The sequence below is a fragment of the Novosphingobium sp. HR1a genome (assembly GCF_015594425.1).
Classification (GTDB): Bacteria; Pseudomonadota; Alphaproteobacteria; order Sphingomonadales; family Sphingomonadaceae; genus Novosphingobium; species Novosphingobium resinovorum_A.
The window spans coordinates 20,422-41,894 of the sequence record NZ_JABXWS010000077.1; the positions used below are offsets into that span (position 1 = coordinate 20,422).

Here is a 21,473-nt window from a genome sequence, read left to right on the forward strand (position 1 = left end):
CGTTACAGTCGCGTTCACGTCAAGCTATCTCCTGGCAGGATAGCTATTTGGTTAAGACCCCCGCATGACAGCGGTGTTGCAGTGGCGCGGGCGTCGCTGGTCCGGCATCAGATAAAATCCAAGGTCTGATACCGGACTCGAAGATCAGTCGGTGGGCTTCGCCAGTCGCTCGCGCGTGATCCTTTCGAACGTCGCCAGATCGCACAGGGCCTTGCGTGAGCCGCAGCCCGGGATTTGCAGGTAGCTGCGGCTGGGCGGCGCGGCCCGGGTCAGCGGGTTCAGCGCGCGCAACTGGTCCATCGACTGCGCCTGCTGGAACGCGCGGACGAAGCGGCGGCCGGCCCGGTCGCGCACAAGCTCGAAACCGATGGCGCCGCCGGGCGCGATGTCGTCGCGCGGGTAGTCGGCCATGGTCCAGTGCATGTCGTAGAACCCGCCGAGTGCTGCGATGTTGGTGTCGTGCCCGAACAGCAGCGTCAGGCGCCCGCCCGTGCCCGACAGGGCATCGACGATACGCGTGACGATCGGGGCGGCAAGGCGCTGGGCGACATAGGCGGGGCGGGTCTCGTACTGGAACTTGACCGGGTGGAAGCGCAGGATGGCGCGGATGTCCGCCTTGCTCGCGCGGCCCCAGCCGACCTGCGCCATCGGCATGCCCTCCAGATACTGGAGCAGGATTGTCTGTCCGGCCGTCGAGCCGAACGAGAGGCCGCCCTTGAGGTCGGGCTTGTCCCCCGGCGTGGCCTTGAGCGTGGAGGCGGGATTGACCGGCACGCCAACGATGCGCTGCAGGGTGGCGAAGTCGCCCTTGCGTGCGGCGATGACGCCTTGCAGTCCGCCGGACGGGAACTGCGCCTGCGACGCTGCCAGTGCGCGGTCGCCATCAAGCGCGGTCGCCGCGGAATCGGGGTGGAACTGGTCCTCCTCGTCTTCGTTCGCCGGGTGATCCAGATTGACCTTGCAGCCGGCTTGCAGCGTCTCGACGAAGGCGAGGCCGGTCTTGATCGCGCGCGAACTGCCGCTGGCCCAGGCGCTGATAGCGCCGCCATCGGCGCATCCGGTTGCCGGAAGCAGCCCCTGCCGCGTCAGCAGATCGCGGTCGTAGGCGGCTAGGCGGCGGATGCCCTCGGCGCCGTGGGGCGTCAGGTCTCCGGCTGCGGTGGACCAGCTGGGCCAGGCATCCTTGGTCGTTCCTGCGGGCGTGGCCGGAAACTTGGTCGAGGGGCGCACGCCGTGGCGCATCAGCATGACGACGCGCTCCACCGTCATTTGCGGCTGTTCCGGCGCCGAGCGGGCAGGGCCGGAAAGCGTCAGCCCGGCGGCGATGGCAAGCACGGCGCCGATGGGGCGCGAGTGCGGCGTGTGGTTCGTCATGTGAAAGTTCCCTTGAGTGGCCGGGCTGCGGGTATGCGGGCTTTGTGACGGTTCGGAGACGGTCCCCGGTCCTCGAGGTATCGGTGCCGTCTTCGATCGGCCCGGGATCGGCATAACAGGGGCTGCAATAGTCGATTCTTAAATTTCCCTAATGTTCGCGACTGTCACAGAAGCGCAAATCGGTCTGCCTAGTGCCCCGTCTCGACGATCCACGGTGATGGTGCGCCGCGACGAATTCGCGGTGTGCAAAGAAGTAAATGGGGCAAAAATACGGCTGATCCCGCAGGTGCGGGCGATGCCTTCATGAACGAGTGATTTTATTCAAATTCACAATTCATCGAATTGTGAAAAAGGGGGCTATTTGTCGTGTCCATTTTTCTGAACAATTCAAAGTGTCGTCTTCATCTGCGTGTCGCGATGGCGGCGGTCGTCGTGTCGGGTCTGTCGCTGACCTCTGCAGCCGCGCAGGCGCAGGCCGAGACTGCCGCGCGCGCGGAGGGACGCGTGACGGGCGTGGTGGTGAACGCATCGGGAGACTTCCTGCGCGGCGCCGAAGTGCGCATCGAAGGTTCGGATATCGTGGGCGTCACCGACAGCGACGGCCGTTTCACCCTGCAGCGCGTGCCGGCAGGCACCCAGCAGCTGAGCATCACCTACATCGGCTACGAGACCGGTCACCAGTCGGTCGAGGCCGGCGTCGCCGACCTCCGCGTGGCGCTCAGGCCCCGCGCGGTGGATGCTGCGAACGACATCGTCGTGAGCGGCAGCCGCCCGATCGCCGAGTCCGAGGAAGCAGCGCTCCAGCTCAAACGTTCGTCCACCTCGCTGGTCGACGTCATCGCCGCCGACAGCGTCGGCCGCTTCCCCGACCAGAACATCGCCGCCGCCGTCAGCCGCCTGCCGGGCGTCAGCGTCGGGCGCGACCAGGGCCAGGAGCGCTACATCAGCCTGCGCGGTTCTCCGGCCAGCTGGACCACGATGGCCTTCGACGGGGTCAACGTCATCAGCCCTGCCGGGCGCGAGACGCGCTTCGACACGATCCCGTCCTCGATCGCCAGCCAGACGATCATCCGCAAGGCCGTGACCGCCGACATGCCGGGCGAGACCGTGGCGGGCAACATCAACATCGTGACGCGCAGCCCGTTCGACTATCCCGGGCTCAAGGGCGCGCTTGACGCGGGTTACGGCTACAACGACCTGGGGCAGGGCAAGCAGTACAACGTCAGCGGCTTCCTGTCCGATCGCTTTGCCAACGACACCATCGGCGTGCTGATCGGCGCCTCGCGCTACGAACGCGACATGGTGACCGACAACTTCGAGAATTCCTGGGAAATCTCGCCCGAGGATCAGGAAGAGGGCGGCGAGGAGCGGATCTGGAATTCGAAGACGCAGAACAAGCTCTATCGCCTGACGCGCAGCAACACGTCGTTCTCGGGCCGTCTGGAATGGCGTCCGGACAGCGACAACAAGGTGTTCTTCTCGACCATCTACAGCCAGTTCCGCGATGACGAACTGCGCAACGCATGGGTCTTCGACCTCGATCAGGATGCCAAGAAGACCGGCAGCAGCACGGTCGGCAAGACCACCGGCTATGCCGACATCCGCACCGGCAACACGCCGATGCAGGGCACCCTCTACGGGGCCGAGATCGAGAGCACGCTGAACTCCAACTCCTCGCGCCAGAGCATCTTCACCAACACGCTCGCGGGCGAGCATGAGATGGACACGTGGAAGGTCAAGTGGCGCCTCAACTACACCCGCGCCGACGACCGCAGCAAGCCGCCGTTCGGCTCTTCGTGGAGCAGCCCCACCGACTTCACCAAGCGCCCGACGCTGGTGTACGACTTCACCGATCCGAACCTGTCGAAGGTCCAGCTGTACAATACGGTGCTCAATTCGGACGGCACTTACAGCGCCGGAGCATCGCGCCCCTACATCTCGCCGACGGAGCTGAACTTCCTGTCGATGACGCGCAATCGCCAGCTCGATCGCACCAACGCTTATACCGCAAAGCTGGATATCGAGCACAACCTCGATCTGTTCGGCGCCGATACCGTGTTCCAGTTCGGCGGCGAATACGACAAGCGCACCAAGACCTCCACCCGCACCGTCGTCGAAGTGACCGCCGCAACGCTCGCCGCTGCCGGGCTGACCAGCCCGAAGCAGGCCGACATCAGCATCGACACGCCCTACAAGGGCAACCTGCCGATGGGCTACGGCTGGAAATACTTCTCCAGCGACCTCGGCGAAGCGCTGTTCGACAAGTATGTCGCCGCCGGGGCCTCGCAGATCCAGAAGAACACCAGCGAACAGAACAACTACCGCGTCTCCGAAGAAGTCATCGCCGGTTACGCCATGGGCACGACCTACTTCGACTGGGGCAACATCGTCTACGGCGCCCGCCTCGAGCATATCCGGAACACCGGCTCGGCGCTGTCGTCGATCGGCGGCGCCTGGACTCCGACGCGCGTGTCCAACAGCTTCACCTCGGTCTATCCCAGCATCCACATCAACTGGGACATCAACCGCGACATGAAGCTGCGCCTTTCGGGCAACACCGGCGCGGCCCGCCCGAACTATGACGAGATGCGCCCCAACTTCTCGTACAGCGACGTCGACCAGGTCGTCTCGGGCGGCAACCCCAAGGCCAAGCCCGAGCGCGCCAAGGGCGTGGACCTGTACTTCGAATGGTACATGCCCTCGCGCGGGTTCTTCTCGGTGGGCGGCTACTACAAGGACCTTCAGGACATCCTCTACGACGTCGAACTGCCGACGTTCGGATCGGACGTGCTGAACACGGCGGGCGTCGATCGCTCCGCTTATCGGTACTCGACCGTCGCGAACGGCGGTGGCGGCCACATCAAGGGGCTCGAGTTCGCCTTCTCGCAGCCGTTCGAGGGCCTTGCCCGCGCGGCCGGGCTGCCCGATTGGGCGCAAGGCTTCGGCGTTCAGGCCAACCTGACGCTCAACGACTCCAAGGCCACTACGCCGGATGGCCGCACCACCGACCTGCCGGGCGCCTCGCCGGTGATCTACAACATCTCGGGCTATTACGAGCGCTACGGCTTCTCCGCCCGGGTCAGCTACCAGTGGCAGAAGGCCTACCTGGACTCGCTGGGCAGCGGCGACATCATCGGCGATGCCTACTGGGCCAACGTCGCGCGGCTCGACGCCTCGGTGCGCTACTCGATCAACGAGAACGTCCAGCTCTATCTCGACGCCAACAACCTTACCAACGAGGCAGGCATCCGCTACCAGGGCGTCTATTCGCGCCCGATCGAACATGAACTGTTCGGCCGCCGCTACCTCGCGGGTGTGCGCGTCAACTTCTGAGCGTGACACGGGGAGGCGTCGGCAGGCGTCTCCCCGCCGCAGAGCGGACCAGCATGAGCAAGACCAAGACCATCCTTGTCGTCGAGGACGACCCGGCCACGGCCGACTTCCTCACCTCCGGCCTCGAGCAGGAAGGCTACCGCGTCGATCGCGCGGCCGACGGCCCGTGCGGGCTGGAACGGGCGCAGGCGGGCGAGTTGGACGCGATCGTGCTCGACCGGATGCTTCCCGGGATCGATGGCCTGACCCTGCTGGAGACGTTGCGCGCACAGGGCTGCGATACGCCGGTCATCATCCTGTCCGCCATCGGCTCCACGGACGAGCGGGTGCGCGGCCTGCGTGCCGGTTCGGACGACTATCTGGTCAAGCCTTTCGCCATGCCCGAACTGCTCGCCCGCCTGGAAGTGGTCCACCGCCGCCGCGCGGGCTCGCCCGCAGTAACGACCCGGCTGATTTGCGAGGATCTGACGCTGGACCTGCTCACCTCCCGCGCCGAGCGCGCCGGACAGGTGCTTCTGTTGCAGCCGCGCGCGATCCAGCTGCTCGAATTCCTGATGCGTAACCAGGGGCAGGTCGTCACCCGCTCGATGATCTTCCAGAAGGTGTGGAACTACGACTTCGATCCCGGCACCAACGTGATCGACGTCTATGTCAGCAACTTGCGCAAGGAGATCGACCGCCCCGGCCTCGTCCCTCTGCTGCGCACCGTGCGCGGCGCCGGCTACCGGCTGGGAGCAGCGCGGTGAACCTCGCCTCGCTCCTCCCCCGACGCGGACGGCGCGCACCCTGGCGATCGACTGCGGGCCGTTTCCTGCTGCTGTACATGGCGCTGTGCTTCGCGTGCACGGTCCCGGCGCTGCTCTACGTCTATTTCGAGACCGACCGCATCCTGCTGTCGAACTTCCAGCGCCCGCTGGAGCATGAGCAGGGGCATCTGCTCAGCCACTACAACCGGGGTGGCATTCCCAACCTGAGCAAGGCGGTCGCCGACCGGGCGGGGCCGGAATACAAGGACGACACCGCGATCCTGCTCGTCGATGCGCGGGGGCGCAAGCTGGCGGGCAATATCGTCGCCTGGCCCCGGGGCGTGCGCGCGCCTGCGCAGTGGCAGACCAGCCTGCTGCACCGGCTGGGCCGGGTGCGGGGGGAAGAATTCCTCGTCCTGACTACGCGCTATCCCACCGGAGAGCAACTGCTGCTGGGGGGGCTGCTCGACAACCGCATCCAGATGCAGCTGGCGCTGCTGCGCGGCCTTGCCGGGGCTCTGGCACTGGCGATCCCGATCGGCCTGCTGGGCAGCATCGTTCTGGTGCGCGAGATGAACCGCATGGTCGAGACGATCTCCCGCGTCGGCGAGCATGTCGGCGCCGGAGACTTGCGCCGCCGCGCCGAAACCGACGGCAGCGGCGATCCGGTGGACCGCCTCAAGGCGTCCCTTAACGCCATGCTCGACCGGATCGAGGCGCTGGTGGAGGAACACCGCACCCTGACCGACGCTCTGGCGCACGACTTGCGCTCTCCGCTCACACGCATCCACATCCAGGTGACCGAGGCGCTGGCGGCATCGCCGGACCCTGCCTCCCACGCACGGTTCGAGGCCATCGCCCACGAAGTCGGCATCGTCCTGCACATGCTGGAAAGCGCACTGGAGATCAGCCGCGCCGAAGCCGGCGTGGGGCGCGGCACGTTCGAGCGGTTCGACCTGGGCGCGATGCTGGCGGACCTTCGCGAGATATACCAGCCCTTGGCCTGCGCCGGCGGGGTGAAGATCACCGGCGCCTGCGCGCCCGGCCTCGATGTCCATGGCAATCGCGCTCTTGTGGCGCGGGCTCTGGCAAACCTCATCGACAACGCGCTCAAGTACGGCGCCGAGGGCGGCGTGATCGTGCTGGAGGCCGAGGCCGTCGGCGCCGAAGTGCATATCTGCGTCGCCGACCGTGCGGGCGGCATTCCGGCCGCGCGCCGGGATGAGGCACTGCGCAAGTTCGGCCGCCTCGACGCGGCCCGCAGCACGCCGGGCACCGGCCTCGGCCTCAGCCTGGCGAGCGCGGTGGCCTCGCTCCACGGCGGGCGGCTGGAACTGGAGGACAACGATCCCGGCCTGCGAGCCCGCCTCATCCTTTTGCGCCAGTCGGCGCCGTTACCCGATCAGCAAGGAGCTTGATAATGACCGCCTTTCAAACGACCCGCCGCATTCTGGCAGGAGCCGCCGCGCTTCTGCTTTCCGGCACCGCAAGTCATGCCGTGGCGCAGGAAGCGCGCAATGTGATCCTGTTCATCGGCGATGCGGGCGGCCTGCCCACGCTCAATGCGGGCGGCATTCTCGCCAATGACAAGCCGCAGTCGCTGTTCATTCATTCGATGCCCTATGTAGGCTTGTCCGATACCTCGTCGCTCAACCAGTGGGTGACGGACTCCGGCGCGGGCATGACGGCGATCATGACCGGCCGCAAGACCAACAACGCCATGGTATCGGCCGTGCCTACGGGACAGGCCGGGGCGGTGGTGCCGGTCAAGACCTTCCTCGAATATGCCGAGCAGCGCGGCCTTTCCACCGGCGTCATGACCAATATGAAGATCTGGGACGCGACCCCGGCCGCCACTTTTGCCCATGTCGGCGCGCGCAAGGACAAGGACGAGATCTTCCGTCAGATGCTGAAGCCCCGCTTCGGTGACGGCGTCGATATTCTGATCGGCAAGGGCCGGGCTGACGCCGCCGCCTCCTTCGCCAAGCAGCAGACCACGCCTGAGCAGGCCTTCGCCGCAGCCGGCTATCGCTACGGCGAGGACACTGCGATCGTGCGCGACGCAGCGCGTGTGGCGGTGCTGCGCGACGCTGATTTCGCCCCGATCCCGGCGGTGGAGGCGACGATCGCGCAGCTGGCGCGCAATCCCAAGGGTTACTTCCTGATGGTCGAGTGGGACATGCACACCGACGACCCGAAGAAGGGCCTCGGCCATGTCAGGGAAATGGACGAGATGATCCGCCGCGTCAGCCAGATTGCCGGCAAGGACACGCTGATCCTGTTCACCGCCGACCACAGCTTCGGCCTGCGCATGAGCGGCGGCACGCGTGGCGAACCTTTGGCGGCGCAGTATGACGCCGAAGTCGCCAAGCCGGGCGTCACCGATGCCACGAACGACGTCATCAGCGTCCACGGCGGCCATACGGGAGAAGAAGTGATCGCCGCGGCCTCCGGCCCCGGCGCGGACAAGGTTCACGGGTTCTTCCCGAACACCCGGCTGTTCGACGTCATGCTTTCGGCGATGGGCTGGAAGCCGGAGAAGTAAAGCGGAGCTGGCGAAGGGGAGGTCGCCGCAGATGCAGATGACCTCCCCTCCTATGGATCATCCTTGTGACCCAATTGCACTTCCGGCGGTCACAAAGGGTTTTCGGGGACCTTCATGCGTTCACGATGATGCCGCCGTTGGGATGCAGCACCTGCCCGCTCGTGTAGCTGGCGTCCTCGCACGCGAGGAACAGAAAGGCGGGTGCGACTTCATTGGGTTGTCCGGGGCGTCCCATCGGGGTCCCCTCGCCGAAGTGCTCGAGCTTTTCAGGGCTGGCGCCGCCGCTGGGGTTCAGCGGCGTCCAGATCGGCCCCGGCGCCACGGCGTTCACGCGGATGCCCTGCTCGATGAGGTTTTCGGACAGCGAGCGGTTGAAGGCGGTGATCGTCCCCTTGGTCGAGTTGTAGTCCAGCAGTTCCTTGCTGCTCCGGTACATCGTCACACTGGTGCAATTGACGATGGCGGCGCCCTTCGAAAGAACAGGCCGAAGATGTTGGTCTGGAACGTGCGCCGCAACTGCTCTTCGGAAATGTCATGTCGGACTGGCACTTCGCCCAGCGTTCCACCCTTGGGGCGGTAAACGCCGGGATGGACATGGCCATGCCCGGCGGGGCTAGCCCGTTCGGCTTTCCGGACTTCTACGCGGTCCCGCTTCGCAGCGCCGTCATGCGCGGCGAGGTTACCCAAGCCCAGATTGACAGGATGGCCCTCAATGTGATCACGCCGATGTTGCGGCTGGGTCTGGACCGGACACCCTTCGACGGGCGACGCGGCGAGCATGGGGCGACACGTTGTGCTCGCGCACGATATCGCTGCCCAGGGTACGGTGCTTCTACGCAACGAGAAGGGGTTACTCCCATTCGACAGCGGGGTGCATTCGATAGCAGTGATCGGCGACGATGCCGGCGCCCAGGTCCAGACGACGGTGATCCACGGAGGCTTCGTCGGCAGCAAGGGGCTGAGCATGACGGGCGTACTCACCATGGTGGCCTGCGGTATCTGAATTCTCCGGTGCCTTACGCGATGTATCGGTTTAGGTCACCCCGTGTCGCGCGGCGCAATACCTGTCTCTGTCGGCGGTAACAAGTTCTGCTTGACCCTGTCCCGGGTTCGCGGCGGGCTGGAACGAGAAACCCGGCGCTTCATCGGGCGGACCACCGCGTCCGAACAGCAGACGATCCACTAACGGACAGCGGGAGTCGATCCTGGAACGTCCGTTGTGAGGGCGCTGGTGACAACAGGGACGTTTCGTAAGATCATGACCTCAATGGATTTGCAAACGATCTTCCGCGCGGTGCTGGCGCTGCTTTACGCGGTAGCTGGAGCGCTCCATCTGGCCGTGCCTGCGCCGTTCGTCGCGATCGTTCCAGGCTGGGTTCCCGCACCTGAAGCGGTTGTCATGTTGACCGGTATTGCGGAAATTGCCGGCGCTGCCGGTATAGGACAAGGATGGGCGCCTCGGCTTCGCGCTGCTGCGGCATGGGGACTTGCAGCCTATGCATTGTGCGTCTGGCCTGCGAACGTCCAGCATATGCTTCTCGATCTTGCAAGGCCCGGGCATGGAATGGGACTTGCCTATCACGTACCACGCCTTGCCTTGCAGCCGGTACTCATCTGGTTGCCGTTGTGGGCGGCGAAAGTCACTGCCTGGCCTTTCCGGCCCCGCTGAGCCTTGCCATCCCGTTCCCGTGCACGCGTCAGGCGGGTCGGAACGTCAGCGCAGCCCCGTTCATGCAGTAGCGCAAACCGGTAGGCGGCGGTCCGTCGTCGAAGACGTGGCCCAGATGCCCGTCACAGCGCATGCAGCGCACCTCCTTGCGCACCATGCCCATCGAGCGGTCGGCGACGATCATCACCGCGCCGGGGAAATGGTTCCAGAAACTGGGCCAGCCCGTACCGCTTTCGAACTTGGTGGTTGAGGAGAACAACGCGAGGTCGCAGCCCCCGCACAGAAAACGGCCCTTGCGATGCTCTTTCAGCAAAGCACTCGAATAGGGACGCTCGGTGCTTCCCTGGCGCAGTACCGCATAGGCCGGAGGGGATAGCCGCTTTCGCCATTCCGCGTCCGACAGCCTTAGAGGGGCATCCGGAGCGGCGACCGCTCGCCCGCCGATCAGGGCAGCGGTGCCTGCAGCGACCACCGACGAGGAGAAGCCGCGGCGGCTCATCGGGAAAACGTGCGGAATCATGGCTTTTGCATATCCTGTGGGTTGAGAGTGTGCCGATGTCGTGGTCAAGGCATCAGACCGGTATCGTATCAACGCTCCTGTGACGGACTGGCGCCTCGCGCGGAGACGAGGACGGGACTGCTTCGATAGAGCGCAGGAAACGTCGCCTTTAGTGCAGCGACCTTGGGCAGGTCGTTTCGGCGGATATAGGCCGAATCCGGATGCAAGGTCAGGTAGTCCTGATGATAACCCTCGGCAGGGTAGAAACCCTTGAACGGTTCCACGCTGGTAACGATCGGGCGCTTCCAGGCGCTGGTCTTGCCCAGTTGGGCGATGTATCGATCGGCCGTCGCGCGCTGCCCGGGCGAAAGGGGAAACAGCGCGCTGCGATACTGGGTGCCGCGATCCGGGCCTTGCGCATTGAGCGTCGTGGGATCCGCGACCACCGAGAAAAACACATGCAGGAGTTGCCCGTAACTGACCTGCCGGGCATCGTAAGTGACCTTCACCGCCTCGGCATGGCCAGTGCCCCCGCGGGATACCACCGCGTAGTGCGCGCTGCCCCGATCGCCGCCTGCATAGCCCGATATCGCGCTGCTCACGCCGCGGACATGCTGGAATACCCCCTGAACGCCCCAAAAACAGCCGCCAGCGAACACGGCAGTCTCGCGCTTGCCTGCCTCGGGCGTCTCGAACGCCGGTGGCGGGATGCGGAACACGGCCTGGGAGGAAGCGGCTTCGACGCTGCTCTCGCGGAGAAGCGCGGCGAAGCCGGCTACCGTCCCGGCAACGGTGACAACGATCATGGCGGTGTTGGCGATACGGTTCATGGGCGGGGCTTTCGGCTTGCGTCGTCTGTAAACAGATACGACGAAACATGCCGAAAGGATGCAGGCGGTCGTCGAATTCTCCGTCAAAGAGCACTGCGTCGATCATTCATGCATCATTATGGTGCGCGGGAGTTTATGGGTCGCAGCACCAAACCCGCCCACGTACGGGAGCGGGGCGCGCTTCGGCATCTGCGGCAAGGCGACGACACCACATGATTCTCTTCCTGCTGGCTTATCTGGGGGGTGTGCTGACCATCATCAGTCCATGCATCCTGCCCGTGCTGCCTTTCGTCTTCGCGCGCGCCGACAGGCCGTTCCTGCGCAGCGGGTTGCCGCTGCTACTGGGCATGGCGTTGACCTTCGCCGCCGTCGCGACGTTGGCGGCAGTCGGGGGTGGATGGGCCGTCCAGGCGAACGCCTATGGGCGCATCGCGGCGCTCGTCGTGCTTGCCGCCTTCGGCTTGCTGCTGCTGTTTCCCGCCCTTGCCGACCGGGCGACGCGGCCACTGGTCGCGCTGGGAGGAAGATTGTCGCAGTCTGCGGACCGGGCGGATCGCGGAGCGTCGAGTTTCTTCGCCTCGCTCCTGCTGGGCGTCGCCACCGGCTTGCTGTGGGCGCCCTGCGCGGGGCCGGTGCTTGGCCTCGTTCTCACCGGGGCGGCGCTGCAGGGCGCTAGCGCGCATACGAGCCTGTTGCTGCTGGCCTACGCGGCAGGGGCCGCGACTTCCCTGGCACTGGCCTTGCTGGTGGGCGGAAAGGTCTTCGCGGCGATGAAGCGTTCGATCGGCGTAGGCGAACGCATCCGCAAGGCGTTGGGCGTCGCCGTCCTGGTTGGCGTCGTCGCTATAGCTCTGGGGCTGGACACCGGGCTGCTGACCCGCCTGTCGCTGTCAGGCACGGCGCGTTTCGAGCAGGGCTTGCTGGACCGGTTTCACCAGGACGACGCGATGTCCTCAGCCGCCATGGGCAAGGGCGGGCAACTGGTGGAAGAAGGTCGGTTCCCCTCGCTTGCGGGAGTGACCGAATGGATCGGCTCCCCGCCGCTAACCCCGGAATCACTGCGCGGGAAAGTCGTCCTGGTCGACTTCTGGACCTACAGCTGCATCAACTGCCTGCGCTCGCTGCCTTACGTTCGGGCCTGGGCGGAGAAGTACCGCGACCAGGGGCTGGTGGTGATTGGCGTCCATACACCCGAGTTCGCCTTTGAAAAGGATCCCGCCAACGTCCGCAAGGCGGTAGGTGACCTCGGCATTGCCTATCCTGTCGCGATCGACAACGATCATGGCGTGTGGCGCGCGTTCCGCAATCGCTACTGGCCGGCGCACTACTTCATCGATGGCAAGGGCCGCATCCGCTACCATCATTTCGGCGAGGGCGACTATGCGCAGTCTGAAAGGGTGATCCAGCGGCTGCTCGCGGAGAACGGCAGCGCGGTGGGTAATGCGGGAACGGTCACGGTTTCGGCGATCGGAGCCGGAGCCGCCGCGGGGCAGGGGAAGGCGCGATCGCCTGAAACCTACCTCGGCTACGGCAAGGCGATGCGGTTCGCCTCGCCGGGCGGTCTTGTCCGAGATACCCGCCATGACTACGCGGCTCCCGCTAGCCCGCAGCGCGACGCCTGGGGCCTTGCCGGTGAATGGTCGGTCGGCCGCGAACAGGCTTCGCTCGACGCTGCAGGAGGACGCATCGTCTATCGCTTTCACGCTCGTGACGTGCACCTTGTACTCGGTCCGGCGCGAGCGGGCCGGGCGGTACGGTTCCGGGTGACGATCGATGGCCAGGCGCCCGGAGCCGATCACGGCGCCGATGTCGATCCGCGCGGCAACGGGTTGGTCGATGGCCAGCGGCTCTATCAATTGGTCAGGATGCAGGGCGGCACGGCGGAGCGTACTTTCGCGATCGAGTTCCTCGACCCCGGAGTTCAGGCGTTTGCCTTCACGTTTGGCTGAGGTGCACCAGCGGTTGTGTGCACATTGGTGCACGGGCAACAAAACGTCATGGTAAAGCGGCGCAACTAACGGTTGCTCCTCGCAGTTTGCCCTTCCGACAGCGGCTGAGTTGGCCGTCTGATAAGGAGGATTTCCATGAGGGCACTGTACTTTGCGCCTTTGGGCGCGATGGCGCTCGCTCTTGCCGCGCCGGCTTTCGCGCAGGACGGGGATGCGGTGGACTGGAGCGGCCCGTATGTCGGCGGCTCGATCGGTTACACGTTCCAGCAGAATGACAGCAACGAGCATCTGCGTTTCGACACCAACGCCGATGGCAACTTCAACGACACCGTCACCACGACGGCTGGCGCGAATGCCTTTTCTCCCGGCACGTGCGGCGGTGCGGCGCGCGGCGCGACGCCTGACAGCGGCTGCCGCGGCGACAAGGATGCGCTGAGCTGGATGGGCCACGTCGGCTACGACCGGCAGTTCGGCAGCATCGTCGCGGGTGTGGTCGCCGAAGCGGGCAAGACGTATATCGACGATGCGGTGAGCGAATATTCGACGACGCCTGCCTACTACACCATGCGCCGTCAGATCGACTGGAACGGCAATCTGCGTGCCCGGCTCGGCGTGACAACGCGCAGCGGCATCATGCCCTATGTGACGGGCGGCCTGTCCTACGCCAAGGTGAGCAACAGCTTCGCGACCAGCAACGGGGCGAACAGCTTTACCGAAGTCAACCGCAAGGAAGATGCCTGGGGCTGGAACGTCGGCGGCGGCGTGGAAGCGAAGGTCGCGCGGAACTTCTCGATCGGCGCGCGCTATCTCTATACCCGCTACAATGCCGACGATTACCGTGTCGATGTCGGCGCGGGCACGGCTCCGCCGACCAACCCCTTCCGCATAACACCTTCCGGTGGGGCGAGCATCAATCGCGGCGACAAGTTCGATACCCAGAGCGTGATGGTGACCAGCAGTCTGCGTTTCTGATCAGTTCGATTGCAAGACATGGCCGCCGCGTTGAACTCTCGACGCGGCGGCTATTGCGACAGGAAAGGGGCGCAATGACGAATGGCGCTTCAACCTGATGGAGTGATCCGCCAGACCGTGTTCGACAAGTCGTCGGCGACCCGCAGCGCGCGGCGGACCGGATCGTAGGTCGCGCCTACCGCACACCCCCGGGACTTGCCGTCGGGTCCTATGAACCCGATCACGAATTCGCGCGGCTTGCCAGAAGGACGGCCGTTCGTGAAGGGAAACCATACCACCTTGTATCCCAGCCAGCTGGCGGTGATGCCAACTGCCGTGCTCACCTTCCGCACCATCTCGGGCTTCTACGGATGGACGCGCGGGTCTGCGTGATTGCCGTAGTAGCTATAGGGCCAGCCATAGAACGCGCCCGGATTAACCGAAGTCACGTAGTCCGGCACGAGATCGGCGGCACGCAGATCGCGCAAGGCCGCGTCGGTCCAGCGGATCTCGTCGTTGCTGACGTAGGATGCAGGGTCGTCAGGCGCTTCGGAAGCAGGACCGCATGCCGCCAGCGCTCAAGTCACGGGCAGCAGCGAAGAAGCGATCGACCTATTGCGCTCGGAAATCTCCTTGCAAGACTTCGATTACAATCGGTTGTAGCAGCATATGTTGCTTGCGGCGCAAAACGATGCGTATCGACCGGCTGCGCGGGAGCAGCTCGCACGGCAGCGACAGCGCGCCTGTGAACTCGCCGCGACGCCCATTCGTGAACGATCTCGGACGAACGCTCGGTGGGGCAGGCAGCCTTGGCCTCAGGTGTCTCGAGACTGCCGGTCACGCCTGGCCGCTTTGGGGAGGCTCACGGCTTTCCAGCAGGTGCTTTAGCGCGGCGAGATCCTTCTCGACCATCGCGGCGTCCTGATCGAAATCGGCTTCGCTCATGCCCGGCTGCCGGAACAGCGTGAACGCCACCTGTGTGCCGGTCCCGTTCTCGATCATGCGCAGCGGGATGTAGATGACGGGCTTGCCCGGCAGCGTGACCCAATGGTCGAGCACGCCGAATTCATTGGGAGGGCTGAACCTGATCGTGGCCTCCCCCAGCGGTGTCTCTGCCCTCCACGTTTTGCCTTCGCGGTGAAGAGAGGACGACATGCCTTCCGCCCATTCCGGAAAGTTTTCGGGCTGGCTGGCAAAGGCGTAGGCCTCTTTCATGGAACGATCGATCGTCAGGCCGATCAGGCGGGCTTCGAGACTTGCCATCGCACAACTCCTTTGCCGGTATTCCGCGCGCGCCTCTGCGGGCCGGGGCAAAGGCGTTGGCCGATCGTATCGTCAAAGTTTGCTGGGCGACATCGGGAAAGCTGCCGCCATGTCCCGATGAGCGTGATCACGCGCTGGATGGCGAGAGCTGGCCGGCGTAGGCCACTATGATTATGACCGTGATCGCACAGGCAGTTTCCAGGGCCAGCGACCATTTGAGCATTGTGACAGCGCTCGGCGAGCCCGCGACAACCGATGGAACCAAACGCCATCTGTTGAGAGCGGCAAAGCCAAGCATTGCGCCGAAAAACAGGATTTTGGCGCCGATAAGCGAAAGCCAAGATCCGTATGACAAAGTGCCGAGGCCGTCTTTTGACGGATCAGCGATCAACCAGGCGTTAACGAGACCGGAGCCGATCAGCGCGGCGACGACAATGGTTCCGGCGTCGGCGAATTCGGCAAGATCGCATATCACCTGTGCGGGCTCCAACCCGCAGAACAGCCGCGTGGTGAACGACAGGAGCGCACCTAGCCAGAGCGCCGCGGCGAACAGATGGATGACGTCGCTGGCGTGAAGCAATGTTCCCGATGCTCCTTCACCCGCGCCAGCGTGACCTGCCCAGGCCGATGTCGCAAGGGCGAGAAGCGCGAAGACGGAAAGTAGCCACGGAGTGGGACGCCATGCGAGCGCAGCGCAAAACAGCACCAGAAATGCCAGGCGTGTCTGCACTACGTTTCCCAACGGTGTTGCCCGCAGGACCATGAAGACGGTTTCGGTGTCGAGCTCGTGCAGTTCCACCCCTGCCATGGCTGCCACATTGACGATCGCCCATGCTGCGGAAGCGACGATGGCAATGACCGCTATGCACAGAAGAACGATGCGCCGGGCCGGATCGTATGGCGGCCTGCGCCGGATCGTCCCGTAAAAGGGTAGCCCCGCCGCTGCCAACAGAAACAAGTAACTTGTGAAACGGGCGACGACGAGGGCGTTCACGCAAGCGCCCTTAGCGAACCGTGAAAGTATAGGAGCCCTCGACCCGGTGCTGGTCGGCGGCTACGGCATGCCAGGACAGCATATAGCTCCCGGTCGGCAGGGGGCGGGGGAGGGCGACCGAAAGGATCTTGCCGTTTGCCTTGGCGGTAATGCCCTTGATCGGCATCGGCTTGTGATCGGCCATGCCCGGCATACCCGTCATGACGAGGTCGACACCTGATAGCGGCCCGACGAGATCTTCTGAAAACGTGAGCGAGATCGCGTTGGCCTTGCCGACCGTCGCGTTTGCCGCCGGCATTGCGTTCACGAGCTTGGGATGGGCGAATACGATGGAAGGGGCGGCGGCAACGGCAAGGGCCAGGGCGGCGGCGGTAAGGGAAACCAGGCGCATGGAATGTCCTTTATCCAGTCGGGGAAGGATTCCGACCGACTTGCACCTGAAGATACGCGGCTGTCCGTTGCATCCCTCAAACACCGCTGGAGAATTTTCGCGCCTTCCGGCACTGAGGGATGTGCGCAGGCTTCGCGTATAAAGGGACGTGATGGATCATGGCGAGACTGGGCAGATGAACGACCTTGAGGATATGTTCGGCATCTTGCGTGACGAGCGAATGCCCGATGCGCTGTCCTCTATCAACGGCGCCGTGCTGGCCGGGGTTGCGGCCGGGCAGCAGCGTCTGGCGGTTCGTCGTGGTCTGCTGACGGGGTGCGGCGTGGCGATCATAGTAGGGCTGTTTGGCGCTTATTCCCAGCAACCGTCCGTCTTCGATCTGGGGCGCAACGACCGCGACGCGTTACTGACGATACCCGATGCCGCGCCCTCCCGAATTCTGAAAGTCTGAGCATGGTGTCGCTTTATCGGTATTGCGTCGTAGCGGTTGCAACGGCCCTGATGACGCTGGCGGCGCTGTGGATCGGACAGAGCCTGCGGGCAAACATGTCGGGTGAAAGCGGTCTGCATGTTGTGCTTCATCACGATCTCACGCTGGATGCGGAACAAGGGCGTCGTATCGACAAGCTGGAGCAGGATTTTTCGGTACACCGCCGCAGAATCGAAACCGAGATGCGCGCCGCCAATGCCGATCTGGCCGCTGCGATCACCCGCGAACATGCCTATGGCCCCGATGTGGAAAAGGCGATCGACCGCTCGCACATGGCCATGGGTGAATTGCAGAAGGCGACGCTGCAGCATGTCTTCGCCATGCGCAGGGTGCTGCGTTCCGACCAGACCGGCCGTTTCGACAAGGCCGTGGCAAAGGCCCTGACGTCGCCGCCGCAGGACTGACGCTGCGGTGACGGGTTCCGCTTCCAAGGACGATGCCAGAGACGATGCAGCCGCCGTGGCGGCAGCGCTGGCGGGGAAACAGTTCGGGTTCGACGTGCTTATGGAGGCGCATCGCAGCGCGGTGTTCCGCATGGTGCGCGGCTATCTGGACCATGAGGCCGATGCGCTGGACGTCACGCAGGACAGCTTCGTGGCCGCGTTCCTGTCGCTGCATCGCTATGATCCGGCACGGCCGTTCCGCGCCTGGCTTCTGCGCATCGCGCTCAACAAGTGCCGCGACTGGACGCGGCGGCGCGCGGTGCGGCGACTGTTCGCCTTCGCGCTACCGATCGAGGATGCCGCGCACGTGCCCGATGCACAGCCCGATCCGGAGGCGGCGTTGAAGTCCCGGCAGGAAGTCGCGCGGATTCACGCCGCCATCGCAGCCCTGCCCGATACGCTCAAGGAGCCGCTGCTGCTTTGCGCCATGGAGGGGCTGCCGCAGGACGAAGCCGCCGCGATCCTGGGCGTCAGCCGCAAGGCGGTGGAAACGCGCATCTACCGCGCGCGGCAGAAATTGTCGCACCTTGTCGAGGGATAGGGCGTCCGCTGACGTATTGAGAGGCATGACTTCGCCGGACTTCACCACCATCGCCCTCGATCGCCGCCGCCTTCTCGCCATGGGCGGGGCGCTGGCGGGTACTCTCGGCTTGTCCCGGCTGTTCCCGGCATGGGCGCGCAGCGGAACCGCCGGAATCGCCCATGCCGCTGCCGGATCGGGCGTGCTATCGGGCGAGAGCATCGCGCTGCAGATCGCCGAAAGCCACTTCGCCACCGGTAGCCGCTCGGGCCATACGGTGACCGTCAACGGCACTTTGCCCGCTCCGCTGCTGCGCCTGCGCGAAGGACAGACGGTGCGCATCGCCGTAACCAACCGGCTGCGGGAGCAGACATCGATCCACTGGCATGGCCTGCTGGTGCCGTTCCAGATGGACGGCGTGCCCGGGATCAGCTTCCCCGGCATCGATCCCGGCGAGACCTTCACGTACGAGTTCGCGCTGCGTCATTCGGGTACGTTCTGGTATCATTCGCATTCCGGCATGCAGGAGGCGATGGGCCTGTTCGGCCCGATCGTCATCGACCCCGCCGCATCCGATGCGTTGGCCTTCGAGCGCGAACATGTGCTGGTCCTGAGTGACTGGAGCCCGATCCACCCGCACGAGCAGATGCGCCGCCTCAAGATGTTGAGCGGCTATTTCAACCGTCAGAAGCAGACACTGGAAGGACTGGTGGCGGGCCGCGACCAGTCGCTGTCCGATCGCGTTGCCTGGGGCCAGATGCGGATGGATGCCAGCGACATCTCCGACGTGACGGGGTCGACGTACAGCTTCCTGATCAACGGCCATGGCACGGCGGAGAACTGGACAGGGTTGTTCGCTCCGGGGGAGCGGGTACGCCTGCGGGTGATCAATGCGTCGTCGATGACCAATTTCAACTTCCGTATTCCCGGCCTGCCGCTGATGGTGGTGGCGGCGGACGGCAACCTGGTCCAGCCGGTCGAGACGGACGAAGTGCAGATCGCCATCGCCGAAACGTACGACTTCATCATCGAGCCGGGGGCCGAGCAAAGCTATGGCATCATTGCCGAGGCGCTCGATCGTTCCGGGCAGGTCCGCGCGACCCTGGCACAGCGTATGGGTCTGGCTGCGTCGGTGCCGCAGCTTCGCAAGCGCCCGCTCCTGACCATGCGCGACATGGGCATGGACATGTCCGGCATGGACATGGGGCAGGACGGCGAGATCGACCTGTCCAAGCCCGCGAACGAGAGCATGTCGGGCCATTCCATGAAGATGCGCGATGCTTCTGTGGCGCCGTCCGTGAAGATGGGACCGGGTGTCGCCACGCTATCGCCGATGCCGGTGGACCGGCTGGCGGATCGTCCCACCGGGCTGGAGAACGTCGAGCATCGTGTGCTGACGTATGCGGACCTGCGTTCGCGCGATCCGAACCCCGATCCGCGCGTGCCGACGCGGCAGGTGGAGGTGCACCTGACCGCCAACATGGAACGCTACATGTGGTCGATGGACGGCACCGCAATGTCGCAAAACCCAGCGCCGATCCCCTTCCGGCTTGGCGAGCGGGTGCGCGTCACCCTGATCAACGACACGATGATGCCGCATCCGATCCACCTGCACGGGCACTTCTTCGAACTGGTACAGGGCGATCCCGGACACCGCGCGCGCAAGCACACGGTCAACGTCCTGCCAGGCGGCAAGGCGGCGTTCGACCTGACGGCGGACGCGGAAGGCGACTGGGCCTTTCACTGCCACATGCTGCTGCACATGCATGCAGGCATGATGCGCGTGGTCACCGTACGGCGCGATTCGGCGCAGGGAGAAGGCTGATGGCGCTGCGCAAGGCACTGCTGCCGATCCTTCTCGCGGCCGCTCCCGTACCGGCTTGGGGTCAGGATCACGCGGGGATGGACCATTCCATGATGGACATGTCGGCGAACGAGGCGCCTGCGGATCAGCCGGGCGATGCGCCAGCGCCGCTGCCGCCGCAGGACCACGCCGCCGACCACGTGTTCGCACCCGAACGGATGGCCGCATCGCGCAGCGCGATGATCGGCGAGATGGATTTCAGCACTTTCGCGCTCCAGATCGACCGGCTGGAATATCGGGCGGCCAACGGCAAGGACGGCTTCGGCTGGGACGGGCAGGCCTGGTACGGCGGCGATATCGATCGCGCGGTGCTTGCCAGCGAGGGCGAGGGCACTTTCGGCGACCGGGCCGAACGTATCGAACTCAATGCCTATTGGCGTCATGCGCTGGACCCGTGGTTCAATCTGCAGTTGGGCGTGCGCCACGATTTTCGTCCCGATCCCCAGCGGACTTATGCCCTGATCGGGATCGAGGGCCTGGCGCCTTACTGGTTCGACGTTACCGGGCAATTGCTGGTGTCCGAAAAAGGCGATGTCCATGCGCGCGGCAAGGCGGGCTATCAGCAGCGCATCACCCAGTCGCTGGTGGTGGAGCCCGAAGCCGAAGTCGATTTCGCGTTTCAGGATGTACCCGCACTGGCGGTCGGATCGGGGTTCGAGCGCCTCGAACTCGGCGCGCGGCTGAGGTATGAACGCAATCGCTCCCTCGCACCTTATGTCGGTGTACACTGGGAGCGCAAGCTGGCCGGAACCGCACGACTGGCCCGCACCGCCGGCGAGGATGTGTCCGGCCTCTCCGCCGTCTTCGGCTTCAGGGCGATGTTCTAGGGCGCGATGACTTTACCTTGAATGACCAACGGTCATTCAAGGTAAAGTCATCGCTCTTTAACGAAACGCAAGTGCCGACAAAAAGCCCAGCCCGGGATCGTCCGGGCTGGGCGTCAGGTGAGGGTTGTTCGCCTCAGTGCTTATGAGGAGCGGCCGGGAAAACGAGCGCCTGCATGTTCGGGTAGAACGCATGCAACACTTCGCTGTCGCCTTCGATGCGCTGGACGACCAGCGAGATTTCATGATGCCCTGCCGGAAGCGGCAGTACGAATGAACCGTCGGCGGACTGCCGATCGACTTGGTACTTGTCGCCGATCATGGTTTTGGCTGTGCCCAGGTTGACACGCTTGATGACGATCGGATCCTGCCCGTCGAACTGGATCGATACGCGGACCGAGCAAGGGCAGCCTTCGGGGGTCACGGTCGCAAGGCCGCTGGTGAACTGAACGAGCACGTTGGACGCCGTCTTGAGATCGACGGCGACTTTGCCCAGGGTGACGGGGTCGCCCTTGTTGATGAGCACATGCTTGCGGTTGGGCGTGTTGTAGAAAGCGATCTGCGGGGTCGAGATCGCATAGGAATCGGGCAGTTCGGCATCGGCATGGCCCGGATGCGCCGACGCGGTTGCTGAAATGGTCAGGGACGCGGCGGCGAAGGCGAACAGGCCGGCTTTAAGCGAATTCATGGATGCTGCTCCGATGCTTGTATTCGTGCAGGGATGTTACGGTCGGTCGCGCGGCGCACAATTCATTAGCGCTTCTCGATCCATGCGCAGGTGTTATGCA

Annotated in this window: 22 protein-coding genes and 1 pseudogene; 13 read left to right on the plus strand and 10 right to left on the minus strand. The window is 64.7% G+C overall.

Features of this window, described 5'->3' with window-relative positions:
* Positions 1–144: 144 nt before the first annotated feature.
* The gene (locus HWN72_RS20765; protein WP_008829774.1) at positions 145–1,374 is read right to left on the minus strand and encodes a histidine-type phosphatase; all 1,230 of its coding nucleotides are present in this window, start codon (positions 1,372–1,374) and stop codon (positions 145–147) included.
* Between the two features lie 366 nt (positions 1,375–1,740).
* Between HWN72_RS20765 and HWN72_RS20770 the strand changes: the two genes are divergently transcribed.
* From HWN72_RS20770 to HWN72_RS20785, 4 genes are read left to right on the plus strand one after another with little or no spacing between them, the layout of a single operon-like run.
* Complete coding sequence (locus HWN72_RS20770; protein WP_211151259.1) at positions 1,741–4,707, plus strand: TonB-dependent receptor; 2,967 nt, start codon at positions 1,741–1,743, stop codon at positions 4,705–4,707.
* A 53-nt stretch (positions 4,708–4,760) separates the two neighbouring features.
* On the plus strand, positions 4,761–5,453 hold the full coding sequence (locus HWN72_RS20775; protein ID WP_008829775.1) for a response regulator transcription factor: 693 nt from the start codon (positions 4,761–4,763) through the stop codon (positions 5,451–5,453).
* A complete protein-coding gene (locus tag HWN72_RS31885; protein ID WP_008829776.1) occupies positions 5,450–6,871 on the plus strand; it encodes a HAMP domain-containing sensor histidine kinase in 1,422 nt (473 codons plus the stop codon). The genes HWN72_RS20775 and HWN72_RS31885 overlap by 4 nt, the downstream gene beginning before the upstream one ends.
* A gap of 2 nt (positions 6,872–6,873) precedes the next feature.
* Positions 6,874–7,998: an alkaline phosphatase gene (locus tag HWN72_RS20785; protein WP_211151260.1), complete on the plus strand. Its 1,125-nt coding sequence runs from the start codon at positions 6,874–6,876 to the stop codon at positions 7,996–7,998.
* Positions 7,999–8,110: 112 nt separating this feature from the next.
* Here HWN72_RS20785 and HWN72_RS20790 read toward each other — a convergent pair.
* Positions 8,111–8,532 (minus strand): annotated as a pseudogene (locus HWN72_RS20790) (SDR family oxidoreductase); the annotation flags it as partial.
* A gap of 337 nt (positions 8,533–8,869) precedes the next feature.
* Between HWN72_RS20790 and HWN72_RS31635 the strand changes: the two are divergent.
* Entirely contained in the window at positions 8,870–9,001 is a 132-nt protein-coding gene (locus tag HWN72_RS31635; RefSeq protein ID WP_256434604.1) for a hypothetical protein, read from the plus strand.
* 264 nt (positions 9,002–9,265) lie between these two features.
* Positions 9,266–9,667 carry a DoxX family protein gene (locus tag HWN72_RS20800; protein WP_081799170.1) on the plus strand — a complete coding sequence of 134 codons (402 nt, stop codon included), beginning with the start codon at positions 9,266–9,268 and terminating at the stop codon, positions 9,665–9,667.
* Positions 9,668–9,695: 28 nt separating this feature from the next.
* On the opposite strand, the gene msrB is transcribed toward HWN72_RS20800, so the two are convergent.
* Complete coding sequence (gene msrB / locus HWN72_RS20805) at positions 9,696–10,187, minus strand: peptide-methionine (R)-S-oxide reductase MsrB (protein WP_008831417.1); 492 nt, start codon at positions 10,185–10,187, stop codon at positions 9,696–9,698.
* A 68-nt stretch (positions 10,188–10,255) separates the two neighbouring features.
* Positions 10,256–10,996: a peptide-methionine (S)-S-oxide reductase MsrA gene (gene msrA, locus HWN72_RS20810; protein ID WP_008831416.1), complete on the minus strand. Its 741-nt coding sequence runs from the start codon at positions 10,994–10,996 to the stop codon at positions 10,256–10,258.
* 212 nt (positions 10,997–11,208) lie between these two features.
* Here msrA and HWN72_RS20815 point away from each other — a divergent pair, with 212 nt between their 5' ends.
* Both HWN72_RS20815 and HWN72_RS20820 read left to right on the plus strand, forming a co-directional pair.
* Complete coding sequence (locus HWN72_RS20815; RefSeq protein WP_008831415.1) at positions 11,209–12,945, plus strand: cytochrome c biogenesis protein DipZ; 1,737 nt, start codon at positions 11,209–11,211, stop codon at positions 12,943–12,945.
* A gap of 135 nt (positions 12,946–13,080) precedes the next feature.
* A complete protein-coding gene (locus tag HWN72_RS20820) occupies positions 13,081–13,917 on the plus strand; it encodes an outer membrane protein (protein ID WP_036528856.1) in 837 nt (278 codons plus the stop codon).
* A gap of 89 nt (positions 13,918–14,006) precedes the next feature.
* On the opposite strand, the gene HWN72_RS20825 is transcribed toward HWN72_RS20820, so the two are convergent.
* From HWN72_RS20825 to copC, 5 genes are all read right to left on the minus strand, one after another.
* The gene (locus HWN72_RS20825; RefSeq protein WP_236727446.1) at positions 14,007–14,240 is read right to left on the minus strand and encodes a hypothetical protein; all 234 of its coding nucleotides are present in this window, start codon (positions 14,238–14,240) and stop codon (positions 14,007–14,009) included.
* A gap of 21 nt (positions 14,241–14,261) precedes the next feature.
* A complete protein-coding gene (locus HWN72_RS31640) occupies positions 14,262–14,384 on the minus strand; it encodes a hypothetical protein (RefSeq protein WP_008831492.1) in 123 nt (40 codons plus the stop codon).
* A gap of 349 nt (positions 14,385–14,733) precedes the next feature.
* Complete coding sequence (locus tag HWN72_RS20830) at positions 14,734–15,159, minus strand: polyketide cyclase (RefSeq protein WP_008831491.1); 426 nt, start codon at positions 15,157–15,159, stop codon at positions 14,734–14,736.
* Between the two features lie 127 nt (positions 15,160–15,286).
* Complete coding sequence (gene copD / locus HWN72_RS20835) at positions 15,287–16,153, minus strand: copper homeostasis membrane protein CopD (protein WP_008831490.1); 867 nt, start codon at positions 16,151–16,153, stop codon at positions 15,287–15,289.
* A gap of 10 nt (positions 16,154–16,163) precedes the next feature.
* Positions 16,164–16,544 (minus strand): copper homeostasis periplasmic binding protein CopC, encoded by a 381-nt coding sequence (copC, locus tag HWN72_RS20840; RefSeq protein ID WP_008831489.1) that lies wholly within the window; start codon positions 16,542–16,544, stop codon positions 16,164–16,166.
* A 175-nt stretch (positions 16,545–16,719) separates the two neighbouring features.
* Here copC and HWN72_RS20845 point away from each other — a divergent pair, with 175 nt between their 5' ends.
* Genes HWN72_RS20845 through HWN72_RS20865 form a run of 5 tightly spaced genes read left to right on the plus strand, consistent with a single transcriptional unit; the run spans position 16,720 to position 20,688 of the window.
* Positions 16,720–16,995 carry a hypothetical protein gene (locus HWN72_RS20845; protein ID WP_172705117.1) on the plus strand — a complete coding sequence of 92 codons (276 nt, stop codon included), beginning with the start codon at positions 16,720–16,722 and terminating at the stop codon, positions 16,993–16,995.
* A 2-nt stretch (positions 16,996–16,997) separates the two neighbouring features.
* Positions 16,998–17,438 (plus strand): periplasmic heavy metal sensor, encoded by a 441-nt coding sequence (locus HWN72_RS20850; RefSeq protein ID WP_008831487.1) that lies wholly within the window; start codon positions 16,998–17,000, stop codon positions 17,436–17,438.
* Between the two features lie 7 nt (positions 17,439–17,445).
* Positions 17,446–18,018: an RNA polymerase sigma factor gene (locus HWN72_RS20855; protein WP_008831486.1), complete on the plus strand. Its 573-nt coding sequence runs from the start codon at positions 17,446–17,448 to the stop codon at positions 18,016–18,018.
* 25 nt (positions 18,019–18,043) lie between these two features.
* Positions 18,044–19,822, plus strand: coding sequence for a copper resistance system multicopper oxidase (locus tag HWN72_RS20860; RefSeq protein ID WP_008831485.1), 1,779 nt, complete (start codon positions 18,044–18,046; stop codon positions 19,820–19,822).
* Positions 19,822–20,688: a copper resistance protein B gene (locus tag HWN72_RS20865; protein ID WP_211151263.1), complete on the plus strand. Its 867-nt coding sequence runs from the start codon at positions 19,822–19,824 to the stop codon at positions 20,686–20,688. Before HWN72_RS20860 ends, HWN72_RS20865 begins: the two co-directional genes overlap by 1 nt.
* 133 nt (positions 20,689–20,821) lie before the next feature.
* On the opposite strand, the gene HWN72_RS20870 is transcribed toward HWN72_RS20865, so the two are convergent.
* The gene (locus HWN72_RS20870) at positions 20,822–21,373 is read right to left on the minus strand and encodes a hypothetical protein (protein WP_008832317.1); all 552 of its coding nucleotides are present in this window, start codon (positions 21,371–21,373) and stop codon (positions 20,822–20,824) included.
* Positions 21,374–21,473 lie beyond the last annotated feature (100 nt).

What these genes read in the sequence shown, in the direction of transcription:
- HWN72_RS20765 (WP_008829774.1), bottom strand. Translation starts at nt 1,374, where the DNA reads ATGACGAACCACACGCCGCACTCGCGCCCCATCGGCGCCGTGCTTGCC.
- HWN72_RS20775 (WP_008829775.1), top strand. Translation starts at nt 4,761, where the DNA reads ATGAGCAAGACCAAGACCATCCTTGTCGTCGAGGACGACCCGGCCACG.
- HWN72_RS20785 (WP_211151260.1), top strand. Translation starts at nt 6,874, where the DNA reads ATGACCGCCTTTCAAACGACCCGCCGCATTCTGGCAGGAGCCGCCGCG.
- HWN72_RS20800 (WP_081799170.1), top strand. Translation starts at nt 9,266, where the DNA reads ATGGATTTGCAAACGATCTTCCGCGCGGTGCTGGCGCTGCTTTACGCG.
- msrB (WP_008831417.1), bottom strand. Translation starts at nt 10,187, where the DNA reads ATGATTCCGCACGTTTTCCCGATGAGCCGCCGCGGCTTCTCCTCGTCG.
- msrA (WP_008831416.1), bottom strand. Translation starts at nt 10,996, where the DNA reads ATGAACCGTATCGCCAACACCGCCATGATCGTTGTCACCGTTGCCGGG.
- HWN72_RS20815 (WP_008831415.1), top strand. Translation starts at nt 11,209, where the DNA reads ATGATTCTCTTCCTGCTGGCTTATCTGGGGGGTGTGCTGACCATCATC.
- HWN72_RS20820 (WP_036528856.1), top strand. Translation starts at nt 13,081, where the DNA reads ATGAGGGCACTGTACTTTGCGCCTTTGGGCGCGATGGCGCTCGCTCTT.
- HWN72_RS20830 (WP_008831491.1), bottom strand. Translation starts at nt 15,159, where the DNA reads ATGGCAAGTCTCGAAGCCCGCCTGATCGGCCTGACGATCGATCGTTCC.
- copC (WP_008831489.1), bottom strand. Translation starts at nt 16,544, where the DNA reads ATGCGCCTGGTTTCCCTTACCGCCGCCGCCCTGGCCCTTGCCGTTGCC.
- HWN72_RS20845 (WP_172705117.1), top strand. Translation starts at nt 16,720, where the DNA reads ATGAACGACCTTGAGGATATGTTCGGCATCTTGCGTGACGAGCGAATG.
- HWN72_RS20850 (WP_008831487.1), top strand. Translation starts at nt 16,998, where the DNA reads ATGGTGTCGCTTTATCGGTATTGCGTCGTAGCGGTTGCAACGGCCCTG.
- HWN72_RS20860 (WP_008831485.1), top strand. Translation starts at nt 18,044, where the DNA reads ATGACTTCGCCGGACTTCACCACCATCGCCCTCGATCGCCGCCGCCTT.
- HWN72_RS20865 (WP_211151263.1), top strand. Translation starts at nt 19,822, where the DNA reads ATGGCGCTGCGCAAGGCACTGCTGCCGATCCTTCTCGCGGCCGCTCCC.
- HWN72_RS20870 (WP_008832317.1), bottom strand. Translation starts at nt 21,373, where the DNA reads ATGAATTCGCTTAAAGCCGGCCTGTTCGCCTTCGCCGCCGCGTCCCTG.